Annotated in this window: 10 protein-coding genes and 1 pseudogene; 10 read left to right on the top strand and 1 reads right to left on the bottom strand. The window is 66.8% G+C overall.

What is annotated here, in order from left to right; all coding sequences use genetic code 11:
* Positions 1-91 precede the first annotated feature (91 nt).
* The 7 genes and pseudogenes from WAX14_RS03555 (at position 92) to pcaD (ending at position 8,183) form a co-directional block, all read left to right on the top strand.
* Positions 92-2,217: pseudogene (locus tag WAX14_RS03555) on the top strand (transglycosylase domain-containing protein).
* 34 nt (positions 2,218-2,251) lie between these two features.
* Positions 2,252-3,043 (top strand): IclR family transcriptional regulator, encoded by a 792-nt coding sequence (locus WAX14_RS03550; protein ID WP_422626716.1) that lies wholly within the window; start codon positions 2,252-2,254, stop codon positions 3,041-3,043.
* Positions 3,044-3,115: 72 nt separating this feature from the next.
* Entirely contained in the window at positions 3,116-4,312 is a 1,197-nt protein-coding gene (locus WAX14_RS03545) for a 4-hydroxybenzoate 3-monooxygenase (RefSeq protein WP_422626715.1), read from the top strand.
* Between the two features lie 45 nt (positions 4,313-4,357).
* A complete protein-coding gene (gene pcaH / locus WAX14_RS03540; RefSeq protein WP_422626714.1) occupies positions 4,358-5,080 on the top strand; it encodes a protocatechuate 3,4-dioxygenase subunit beta in 723 nt (240 codons plus the stop codon).
* Entirely contained in the window at positions 5,073-5,657 is a 585-nt protein-coding gene (gene pcaG / locus WAX14_RS03535; protein ID WP_422626713.1) for a protocatechuate 3,4-dioxygenase subunit alpha, read from the top strand. Before pcaH ends, pcaG begins: the two co-directional genes overlap by 8 nt.
* A 13-nt stretch (positions 5,658-5,670) precedes the next feature.
* Entirely contained in the window at positions 5,671-7,008 is a 1,338-nt protein-coding gene (locus tag WAX14_RS03530) for a lyase family protein (protein WP_422626712.1), read from the top strand.
* Positions 7,005-8,183, top strand: a complete 1,179-nt coding sequence (gene pcaD / locus WAX14_RS03525; protein ID WP_422626711.1) for a 3-oxoadipate enol-lactonase — start codon at positions 7,005-7,007, stop codon at positions 8,181-8,183. Before WAX14_RS03530 ends, pcaD begins: the two co-directional genes overlap by 4 nt.
* Positions 8,184-8,189: 6 nt before the next feature.
* Here pcaD and WAX14_RS03520 read toward each other — a convergent pair whose 3' ends face one another.
* Entirely contained in the window at positions 8,190-8,777 is a 588-nt protein-coding gene (locus WAX14_RS03520; protein ID WP_422626710.1) for a TetR/AcrR family transcriptional regulator, read from the bottom strand.
* 43 nt (positions 8,778-8,820) lie between these two features.
* On the opposite strand from WAX14_RS03520, the gene WAX14_RS03515 reads away from it, so the two are divergent.
* The 3 genes from WAX14_RS03515 to WAX14_RS03505 are packed head-to-tail and all read left to right on the top strand — an operon-like array spanning position 8,821 to position 11,887.
* Entirely contained in the window at positions 8,821-10,053 is a 1,233-nt protein-coding gene (locus WAX14_RS03515; RefSeq protein WP_422626709.1) for an acyl-CoA dehydrogenase family protein, read from the top strand.
* A gap of 10 nt (positions 10,054-10,063) precedes the next feature.
* Positions 10,064-11,125, top strand: a complete 1,062-nt coding sequence (locus WAX14_RS03510) for a phosphotransferase family protein (protein ID WP_422626708.1) — start codon at positions 10,064-10,066, stop codon at positions 11,123-11,125.
* On the top strand, positions 11,126-11,887 hold the full coding sequence (locus WAX14_RS03505; RefSeq protein ID WP_422626707.1) for an SDR family oxidoreductase: 762 nt from the start codon (positions 11,126-11,128) through the stop codon (positions 11,885-11,887).
* The last annotated feature ends 110 nt before the right edge of the window (positions 11,888-11,997 follow it).

Raw genomic sequence — 11,997 nt, 5'->3', positions numbered from 1 at the left:
AAAAAGGCACACGGGTTGTTTGAGCTCCGTACCATACGATTGACAGGGTGCGATGATCGGTCGAGCCCGATTTCGGTAGAAAGTAGCCCGTGTGAGTTCCTCGTCGACGCCGACACCTCAGCCTGACACCCCCGCGAAGTCTCGGGGGTGGCGCATTGTCCGCTATGTGGTGCTCGTCGTCGTCGCGCTGTTGGTGATCGTGCCCGGTGTGGGTTTCGCGGCGGCATACATGTCGGTCGATGTTCCGCGTCCCTCGGACATGAAGAACGATCAGGTTGCGACGATCTATGCGGCCGACGGGGTCACGGTGCTCAGCACGATCGTGCCGCCCGAGGGAAATCGCACCGAGGTGGACATCGAAGACGTGCCCGAGCACGTCCGCAATGCGGTGCTGTCCGCCGAGGACCGCAATTTCTACAGCAACCCGGGTTTCTCGGTTTCGGGTTTCGCGCGCGCGGCACGCGACAACGTGATGGGCAAGGACACGGCCGGTGGTGGTTCGACGATCACCCAGCAGTATGTGAAGAACGTGCTGGTCGGCGCGGACCGGACGATCACCCGCAAGATGCGTGAGCTGGTGGTGTCCACGAAGATGGCCCGCGAGTGGTCGAAGGACGAGATCCTGCAGGCCTATCTGAACACCATCTATTTCGGTCGCGGCGCGTACGGCATCGCCGCCGCGTCGGAGGCGTACTTCGGTAAGCCGGTCGGTGAGTTGACGGTGTCGGAGGGGGCGGTCCTCGCCGGCGTCATCCAGAGTCCGTCATCGCTCGATCCGGCGTACAACCGCCCTGCGATCGAGGCCCGGTGGACGTATGTGCTCGACGGGATGGTCGAGATGGGTGCCTTGGACGCCGGCGAGCGGGCCGTGCAGGAGTTTCCGTCGACGGTGCCGCCGGACCAGTTGGCGCTGAAGAACGATTCGACCGGCCCGGAAGGGCATGTGCAGACCCAGGTGCTGCGGGAGTTGTCCGCGGCCGGTATCGGCGAGCAGACGTTGAACACCGAGGGCTTGCGTATCACCACGACGATCGATCCGGTTGCGCAGCAGGCGGCGATCGACAATGCGCGCAGTGTCCTCGACGGTGAGGACGAGAGCTTGCGGACCGCGGTGGTGTCGATCGATCCGCGGACCGGTGCGGTGCGGTGCGCGCGTACTACGGCGGTGAGGAGGGAGCGGGGTTCGATTTCGCGCAGGCGCCGCTGCAGACCGGTTCGTCGTTCAAGGTCTTCGGTCTGGTTGCGGCGCTGCAGCAGGGAATCGGACTGAATGCCCGTTACGACAGTTCACCGCTGCGCATCGGCAACCTCGAGATCGGCAACGTCGAGGGGGAGTCGTGCGGCAAGTGCACGATCGCCGAGGCGCTCAAGAGGTCGCTGAACACGAGTTTCTACCGGTTGATGATGTCGTTGGACGACGGTCCGCAGGCGATCGCCGACGCTGCACACGAGGCCGGGATTCCCGTGTCCATTCCCGGGGTGGAGGGCACGACGCTGAGTCACGAGGGTGGTGCACCCGAGGGTGGGATCGTGCTCGGGCAGTACCAGTCCCGCGTGATCGACATGGCGTCGGCCTATGCGACTCTGGCCGCGTCCGGGACCTTCCACGAGCCGTTCTTCGTGCAGCGGGTGGAAACGGCGGACGGCGACGTGTTGCTCGATCGACCGGCGTCCCTCGGCGAATCCAGGCTCGATCCGGCGGTCGCCGACAATGTCACGCAGGCCATGATGCCGATCGCCGCGTATTCGCGTGGTCACGGGCTGGCCGGTGGCCGCCCGTCGGCGTCGAAGACCGGCACGACACAGCTGGGAGATTCCGGCCTGAACAAGGACGCGTGGATGGTCGGGTACACGCCGTCGTTGTCGACGGCGGTGTGGGTCGGCACCCCGAACGGTGAGGCCATCGTCAACAGTTGGGGCGGGTCCATCTACGGTTCGGGCCTGCCGGCGGACATCTGGAAGGGCACGATGGACGGCGCTCTCGCGGGCACCGACATCGAGAGCTTCCCGTGGCCGGCACCGATCGACGGCCAGGCCGGTGTGCCCGCCGACGCGGGGATCAGCGAACCGACGACGACCGGGCCGCCGGTGCCGCAGCTTCCGGAACTGCCGCCGGTCACCTTGCAGCTGCCCCCGGTGAACATTCCGGACATCCCGATCGAACTGCCGCAGCAGATCGAGGTGCTTCCGGGTTTCACGATCAATATTCCCGGCTGACCCGTTTCCGCGCGGTCGCGCAGATAATCGGGGTATGGCCAACTCGCCGTCCGGTGACTCGATCCTCGACCGCGTCGTCCGCATCCTCGAATCGTTCGACGATGCCCAGCCGGCGCTGACCGTGAGCGCGCTGTCGCGTCGATCAGGCATTCCGCAGGCGACGATGTACCGGCTCGTGAGTGAGATGGTGCAGCACGGGATCCTCGCGCGCAGCCAGGACGGCACGGTGCGGCTGGGACTGCGCCTGTGGGAACTCGTCGCGCGTAGTTCGCCTGCGAAGGATCTGCGTGAGGCGGCGCTGCCGTTTCTGCAGGATGTGCAGTCGGTGGTGCATCAGCACACGCAACTGTCGGTGTTGCGCGACGGTGAGGTTCTCATCCTGGAGCGGTTGTCGTCGTCGGGTTCGGTGATCAACCAGGCTTCGGTCGCGGGCCGGATGTCCGCGCACGACACGTCGATGGGCATGGTCATGCTCGCGTTCTCCCCCACCGGTGTGCAGGAGCGCTATCGACTCCGCCGTCCCGATGTCGATCGCCGGTCATCAACTACCGCAATCGATTTCCGCCGCGACCTCGCGGAGATCCGCCGGCGCGGTTACGCGAGCTATGACGGTGTTCTCGACGACGGCACGACCGGTATCTCGGTTCCGGTCCTCGACCGCGCAGGGCATGCGGTGGCGGCGCTCGGGGTGGTGGTGCCGACGGGGGTGGTGCAGCGGAAGGCGATCATCGCGGTGCTCATGGCCGCTGCCAGGGGGATTGCCCGCGAGGTGGGAGAGAGTCCGCCGGACCGTGACGCCCCAATTCTCTCATTCAATGAGAAGTGATATTCGCGCCGTGTGAGTTGCCCGTCACACTTTGTTCATCCCCAGCATGCCCTCGCCAGTGGAGGAACACCGATGAGCACACCCCGCACGAGCGTCACCACGCAGGTCGGCATCGTCGGCGGTGGGCCCGCCGGGCTGATGCTCTCGCATCTGCTGGCGAAAGCGGGGATCGACAACATCGTCGTCGAGAAGCGCGACCACGAAACCATCCGCACCACGCACCGGGCGGGCATCCTCGAGCACGGATCGGTGGCACTGCTCACCGACAGCGGGGTGAACGGTCGTGTGCTGTCCGAAGGCCACCGGCACGACGGCATCGACCTGCGCTTCGACGGTCGCAGTCACCGCATCGACTTCCGGGATCTCGTCGGCGAGTCGGTGTGGCTGTATCCGCAGAACGAAGTCTTCGTCGATCTCGCCGCAGCGCGGGAGCGCGACGGCGGCGATGTCCGCTACGGCGTCCGCGACACCGAGGTCCTCGACGTCGACACCGACACCCCGCGGATCCGCTTCACCGAGGCCGACGGTACCGACGTCGACATCCGATGCCGGTTCCTCGTCGGGGCGGACGGATCGCAGAGCATCTGCCGCAAGGCGATCCCGGCGAATGTTCGCGCCGACCATTTCATCGAGTATCCGTTCGCCTGGTTCGGCATTCTCACCGAGGCGCCGCCGAGTGCCCCGGAACTGATTTATGCCCGCTCCGACCACGGCTTCGCACTGATCAGCCAGCGCAGTGACACGGTGCAGCGCATGTACTTCCAGTGCGACCCGGCCGAGGACGCGGCGAATTGGACCGAGGACCGCATCTGGGACGAACTGCAACGGCGGGTCGACGGCCCCGACGGTTTCGAGCTGAAACGCGGCCACATCTTCGATCAGATGGTGCTGCCGTTCCGCTCCTACGTGTGCGAGCCGCTGCGCCACGGCAACCTCTTCCTCGCCGGCGACGCCGGCCACACCGTCCCGCCCACCGGCGCGAAGGGCCTGAACCTCGCACTCGCGGACGTGGAACGGTTGTTCCGCGCGCTCGACTCCTTCTTCGTCACCGGCTCGGACACGCTGCTCGACGCCTACAGCGGCGCCGCACTGCAACGGGTATGGAAAGCCCAGAACTTCTCCTACTGGATGACCTCGATGCTCCATACTCGTTCCGATACAACATCATTCGAGAACAAGCGGGCACTCGGTGAGCTCGCTGCCGTCACCGGTTCCCGGTACGGGCAGCAGTATCTCGCCGAGGGATACACCGGCTGGCCCGACCACTGACACCGATTTTCCCCCACCCATCCGTTCCGGCCCTGTGAGGTTTCCGTGCTCCATCTACCACCGCGGTTCGCCCGCCCCGAGGGTGTGCACCCGCCCCTGGACTTCCCCGACTACCGCACCACCGCTCTGCGACGGCCCGCGCAGTCGCTCACCCTGATCCCCCAGCGACTCGGCGAACTGACCGGCCCCGTCTTCGGCGAGGACCGGGTACAGGACGGCGACGCCGACCTGAGTCTCGCCAACGGCGGTGAGGCGGCCGGTCAACGGATCACCGTGCACGGTCGCGTCCTCGACAGCGACGGCAAGCCCATCCCCCACACGCTCGTCGAGGTGTGGCAGGCCAACGCCGCAGGCCGGTATCGGCACGTGAACGACTCCTGGCCCGCACCGCTCGACCCGTACTTCAACGGTGTCGGCCGCTGCGTGACCGATGAGAACGGTGAATACCGTTTCACCACAATCAAACCTGGCGCCTACCCGTGGCGGAACCATCACAATGCGTGGCGGCCCGCGCACATCCACTTCTCGCTGTTCGGCACGGCGTTCACTCAGCGACTCGTCACCCAGATGTACTTCCCGGACGATCCGCTGTTCTTCCAGGACCCCATCTACAACGCGGTGCCTGCCGACGCGCGTCACCGCATGGTCAGCGTGTTCGACTACGACACCACCGTCGACAACTGGGCACTCGGGTTCCGCTTCGACATCGTGTTGCGCGGCCGGGAAGCCACCCCCTTCGAGGATGAGGAAGCCGACGACGATGAGTGATTTCGCACCCCGCTATGCCGTCACCCCCGGTGATCAAGCCACCGCGACCTTCGGCCCGACACCCTCGCAGACCGTCGGACCGTACTGGAAGATCGGCCTCGACTGGGGCACCGACGGCGAGAACGTCGTGCCGGCGGACACTCCCGGTCGAATCACCGTTCGTGTAACGGTTCTGGACGGCAACCGGAAACCCGTCGCCGACGCGATGATCGAGACGTGGCAGTGTGACACCGACGGCCGCTACGGCGCAGCCGGCGCCTTCCGGGGCTTCGCCCGCAGTGCCGCCGACGACAGCGGCACCGCCGTCGTCCGGACCGTCAAGCCCGGCTCCGACGGCGGCCAGGCACCGCACCTGCTGGTCGGGATCTTCGCCCGCGGCATGTTGGACCGTTTGTACACGCGCCTGTACTTCCCCGAGGACCTCGCGGCACACGCGACCGATCCGGTACTGACGGCACTGCCCGAGTCGCAACGAGTCAAACTCGTCGCCGACAAGTCCGACGACGGCTACGAATGGACCGTGTACGTTCAGGACCTCGATCCGAACGGTGTGGAAACGCCGTTCTTCTCGATCTAGACAGGAGTCTGTGTTGTCCGAGCCGGCACGATCCGATCACACCCGCGGGAGCTTGTTCGACCCGGTGTTCGGGGCCGCAGATCTCGCGCCGATGCTGTCCGATCGTGCCTGGCTGACGGCGCTGCTCGACGTCGAGGTGGCGATCACCCGCACCGCCGAGTGTCACGGCCGCGCCACGGCGGACGACGTCGCCGCGGTTGCCGCGGCGGCCCGGGAGATTACCCACGAATTGGACACGGCGGAGCTCGGGCGGCTTTCCGCCGCCGGAGGCAATCCGGTGATCCCGCTGGTGAAGATCCTCCGGGAACGTGCCGATGCTCCGGCTGCCGCGGTGCATGTGGGCGCCACCAGCCAGGATGTCCTCGACTCGGCATTGATGGTGTTGTCCCGCAACGCAGGTCGCCGGGTCGTCGACGCACTGCGCACCGCAGCCGATGCCGCGGCGCGGCTCGCGGTCGTACACCGCGACACCCCGATGGTCGCCCGGACGCTCGGTCAACAGGCACTACCCACGACGTTCGGGGCGCTCGCGGCGACCTGGCTTGTCGGACTCGACGACGGTATCGCCGCGATCGAACGCGCACTGGACGTGCTTCCCGTCCAATATGGCGGTGCAGCGGGAACTCTCGCTGCCGTCTATCCCGACGGTCCGGCGTTCGCCGACGCCCTCGCAGACCACCTGTCTCTCGCACGGCCGGTTCTGCCGTGGCACACCGTTCGTACCCCGATCACCGGTCTCGCCACCGCGCTCGGTGTCGCCACCGGGTCGGTATCGAAGGTGGCCACCGATATCGTGCTCATGGCCGCAACCGAATTGGGTGAGGTCAGCGAGGATGCGCCCGGCGGGTCGTCCGCCATGCCACACAAACGCAACCCGGTCGCGGCGATCACCGCGCGAGCCGCGGCCCGTCGTGTGCCCGGCCTGGTCGCCACCGTCCTCGCGTCGGCGGATCACGAGTTCGCCCGTGCCGCCGGTGCCTGGCACGCCGAATGGGAAACACTCACCGACTTGATACGACTGTCCGGTGGTGCGGCACAGCAACTTTCGGTGAGCCTCGGCGGCTTGCACGTTCATACCGACGCGCTTGCCCGCAATCTGGGGCTCACCGGCGGTGCGATTCTCGCGGAGAAGGTCACCGCCGCACTGGCCGAGCACACCGACGACGCCCGCGACATCGTCACCGCTGCGGCGCTGGCCGGTGTTCCACTCGACCGCGACCCGGCGATCACCGGCCCCCTCGGTGTCGATCGGGTGCGCGAACTACTCGACCCCACTTGCTATCTCGGACACGCAGGCGATCTCGTCGACCGCGCGACGGCCCGTCACGACACAACGGAAGGACCGGCATGACCGTCGCTCTCCACTACGAACAGTACGGTGACCCCTCCGCCCCGGCGGTGCTGCTGCTCGGATCGCTCGGCTCCGACCTGTCGATGTGGGAGCCGCAGATCGCCGCGCTGTCGCCCCTCGCGCACGTCGTCGCCGTGGACCACCGCGGGCACGGCACGTCACCGGTCGTAGCCGGCCCGTACACGATGGCCGACCTCGGCGGCGACGTCGTCGCCGTGCTCGACGCGCTCGGCCTCGACTCCGTCCACGTCGTGGGCCTCTCCCTCGGCGGGGCAATCGGGCAGTGGCTGGCCGCGCACCATCCGACGCGGGTGCGCACACTCACGTTGCTCTGCACATCGGCGGCGTTCCTCCCGGCCGATCCGTGGCGGGAACGGGCCGCGACCGTCCGTACAGCGGGGGTGGCTTCGATCGCCGAGGCGATCGTCGGACGCTGGTTCACCCCCGAACTCGCAGAACGCGACCGTGCTCTCGTCGATCGGCACGTCGCGATGGTGTCCGCGACCGACGACGAGGGATACGCCGGGTGCTGCGAGGCACTCGCCGGGTGGGACGGACGCGGCGACCTGGCCCGGATCGTCGCGCCGACACTCGTCGTCGCCGGCACGCAGGACCCGGCCACACCGCCAGGGACGATGCGTCAACTCGCGGACGGCATCGCCGGCGCCGAGTTCCGTGTTCTCGATCCCGCCGCGCACCTGGCGAGCGTCGAACAGGCCGGACGGGTCACCACCCTCGTCCGCCAACATCTCACCCGCGCGACCCCCGCCGACGAGCAGCGCACCGCCGCGTTCGAACAGGGTATGCGAGTACGTCGTTCGGTGCTCGGCGACGCCCACGTCGATCGCGCGATGGCGGCGGCCACCGAGATCACCGCACCGTTCCAGGATTTCATCACCCGCACCGCGTGGGGTGACATCTGGGCCCGGCCCGGCCTGGACCACCACACCCGACGGTTGCTGACCTTGGCGATCCTCACCGCAGTCGGCAACGAGCACGAACTCGACATGCACATCCGGGCGGCATTGCGCGCCGGTGTGGACCCGGACGAACTCGTCGAGGTGTTCCTCCACACCGCCGTCTATGCGGGTGTGCCCAACAGCAATCGGGCGTTCGCACTCGCCAAGTCGGCGGTCGAGGACGCCGGGCCCTGCTCCGACGGGCCGCGGCCGTAAGGTTCGTCAGTCCAGAACCACCGGCAGGGTTCGGAGGGCGAAGTCGACGACATCGTCGACGGTGACGGACGGGTCGGTGGTGCGGTCGATCGCGACCGATTCGATCATCGACCACCAGCCACGCACTTTCATGGCCGTGACGGTGTCAGGATCTGCGCCGGTGGCATCGAGGATGCGCGCGGCCATCGTCGTCTTGACGTTTTCGTGGATTTCGCGGATCTGCGGGTCGTGACCGAACCCGCCGTGGAACAGCGCGTGATAGTTCGGGCCGTGCCGGTCGATGAACGAGACGAAGGCCAGCACGATGCCGCGCAACGGGTCGTCGTCGCCGGGGGTGGGTACCGCGGCGCGGAGCAGGCGACGCCCGACGGCTCCGACGACCGCGGCGTAGTAGTCCTGCTTGGTCGGGAAGTAGCGGAACAGCAGTCCGCGGGAGATGCCTGCGATCTCCGCGACCCGGTCGATCGACAGCGCGTGGATGGGGCGCACGGCGAGTTCCTGCAGCCCGATGGCCACGAGTTGGCGTTTGCGTTCCTCGGGTGGCAGTCGTCGTCGGGGTGCGGAGTGTGGTTGCTCTTGTCGTGCGGGGCTCACCCGGATAGCCTAACTGAGCATTGCTCATTTAGAGGAGGGCCTCATGGATTTCGCACAATCGGACCGTTCCCGTAACTACCTCGAACGTCTGCGCACCTTCATCACCACGGAGGTCGAACCCGTCGAGCAACGCCTGCTCGCGGCGCGCGTCGAGCCGTTCGCCCAGCGTGGTGACAGTTCCGGCGAGACAACCTGGTCGGTGTCACCGGAATTCCGGGAACTGCAACGCAAGGCCAAGGAGCAGGGCCTGTGGAATCTGTTCCTCCCCGACTCCGAACTCGGGGTGGGCCTGTCGAACGTCGAATACGCGCCGCTCGCCGAGGAGATGGGCCGCTCCCCCTTCCGGTCAGCGATCTTCAACTGCGATGCCCCGGACACCGGGAACATGGAGGTCCTCTACCACTACGGCAGCGCCGAACAGAAGGACCGCTGGCTGCGCCCCCTGCTCGACGGTGAGATCCGCTCCGCGTTCTGTATGACCGAACCCGGCGTGGCCTCCTCGGACGCGACCAACATGGCCGCGACCGCGCTCGTCGACGGCGACGAGGTCGTGCTCAACGGCCGCAAGTGGTGGAGCACCGGCATCGGCAGCCCCGACTGCAAGATTCTCATCTTCATGGGCCTCACCGATCCGGAAGCGCCCAAGCACCAACGGCATTCGATGGTCCTCGTTCCCCTGGACACACCCGGTGTCACGGTCGAGCGGATGCTGTCCACGATGGGCTTCTACGACGAGCCCGGCGGACACGGGGAGGTGTCCTTCACCGATGTGCGCCTCCCGCTGGATGCGATCATCGCAGGTCCGGGCCGCGGCTTCGAGATCGCCCAGGGTCGCCTCGGACCCGGCCGCGTCCACCACTGCATGCGCCTGATCGGCCTGGCCGAACGGTCCCTCGAACTCGCGTGCCGCCGCGGTCTCGATCGTGTCGCGTTCGGGAAACCACTGGTCAACCTCGGCGGTAACCGCGAACGCATCGCCGACGCCCGCATCGCCATCAACCAGCTGCGCCTGCTCGTCCTGAACACCGCGTGGCTGCTCGACACGCAGGGCCTGTTCGGTGCCCGGTCCGCGGTGTCGGAGATCAAGGTCGCCACCCCGCGGGTCGTGCAGCAGATCATCGACTTCGCGATCCAGATCCACGGCGGCGGTGGCATGTCCGACGATTTCCCGCTCGCGGGCGCGTGGACGACCGCGCGCGCCCTGCGCTTGGCGGACGGGCCGGACGAGGTGCATCAGGGCCTCGTGGCACGATTCGAACTCGGCAAGTACAACTGAGGGGGAAATCATGGGCAGCATTCCCGACAACGCCAGGCCCGTTCGCGACGAGGACAGCTTCGATGTCGCAGCCGTCGCCGCGTGGCTCACCGACAATGCGGGCATCGCCGGGGTGCCTGAGGTTCGTCAATTTGCCGGTGGCGCATCGAATCTCACCTATCTGCTGAGCTACCCGGATCGCGATCTGGTGCTGCGGCGGCCGCCGGCGGGGGTGAAACCGGCATCCGGGCAGGACATGGCTCGCGAATATCGGATCCAGTCTCGGCTCGCGCCGGTGTATCCGCACGTGCCGACGATGGTGGGGTTGTGTACCGATCCGTCGGTGCTGGGCAGCGACTTCTACGTCATGGAGAAGGTCGAGGGAACCATCTTGCGCACGCCGCCGTCGGCGGATCTCGGGCTCACCTCCGAGAACACACGGGCGCTGTGCGTGCGAATGGTCGACCTGCTCATCGAGTTGCACGGCGTCGACCCGGAATCATCCGGTCTGGTCGAATTCGGCCACGGCACAGGGTATGTGGTTCGGCAGGTGGCGGGCTGGACGAAGCGGTTCGCCGCCGCCCACACCGACAACGTTCCCGACTTCGCGCGGGTGACCGCATGGCTCGCCGCGAATCGGCCAGTCGATGTCGCCTCGCGTGTCATCCACGGAGATTTCCGTCTCGACAATGTCGTTCTCGGCGACGATCTGACGCCCCGTGCCGTGCTGGACTGGGAACTCGCCACCGTCGGAGACCCCCTGATGGATCTCGGGTCGAGCCTCGCCTATTGGGTGCAGGCCGACGACAATCCGATGATGCAGGCGATCAAGATGCAGCCCTCGGATCTGCCCGGCATGCTCACGCGCCGCGAGATCGTCGACTACTACGGAGAGCGCACCGGTCTGCCGATCGACAACTGGGGCTTCTACGAGGTGTTCGGGTTGTTCCGGCTCGCGGTGATCGCGCAACAGATCTACTACCGGTTCCATCGCGGGCAGACCACGAACCCGGCGTTCGAGAATCTGTGGGTTGCGGTGGGCTACCTGAACACTCGCTGTAACGAACTGATCGACACCGTGGAGGGGACGTAAGTGGGTAAAGGCACGACACGCCGGAACATTCTCATCACCGGCGCGAGTTCCGGGCTGGGACGCGGCATGGCACGCGAATTTGCTGCTCGCGGAAGGAATCTCGCACTCGCCGCGCGACGAACCGAGCGCCTCGACGAACTGCGGGACGAACTGCTCGCCGCGCATCCGCAGATCACCGTCGCGATCCGCGGCCTCGACGTCGACGTGCACGACGACGTCTTCCGCGTCTTCCGGGAGTTCGACGAGGAACTCGGTGGCCTGGACCGGGTGATCGTCAACGCCGGTCTCGGCAAGGGACAACCGTTGGGCACCGGCTACTTTCACGCCAACGCCGCGACCGCCCGCACCAATTTTCTGGGAGCGCTCGCGCAGAGCGAGGCGGCACTCGAACTGTTCCGGCCGCGCGACGCCGGTCATCTGGTGCTGATCTCGTCGGTGAGTGCGGTGCGCGGAATGCCCCGCAATCTCACCACCTATGCGGCGTCGAAGGCCGCCGTCGGGTCGCTCGGAGAAGGTATGCGCGCGGATCTCGCGAAGACCGGAATCGACGTCAGCACGATCTTCCCCGGCTTCATCCGCTCGGAGATCAACGAGAAGGTCAAGAACGTCCCGTTCATCGTCGACACCGAAACCGGTTGTCGGGCACTGACTGCCGCGATCGAGAAGGAACCCGGCAGGGCATACGTCCCGGCGTGGCCGTGGACTCCACTCGCCTGCGCAATGAAGGTGCTGCCGCTGTCGATCGTCGCGCGGATGGTCTGATCCGCCGGGTGACGGGAACCGTCATTGCGGTCTACCGGCCGAATGTGCCCACCACCGGTTTGATGCGGATGTGGCTGAATACGGCTGTGGCGGTGGGTGAGTCCGACGAC

The organism is Rhodococcus sp. (in: high G+C Gram-positive bacteria) (assembly GCF_049299235.1).
In the GTDB taxonomy this organism is placed as follows: Bacteria; Actinomycetota; Actinomycetes; order Mycobacteriales; family Mycobacteriaceae; genus Rhodococcus.
The sequence above is the reverse complement of the archived record's forward strand: the minus strand, read 5'-3'. Positions and strand labels throughout refer to the sequence as shown.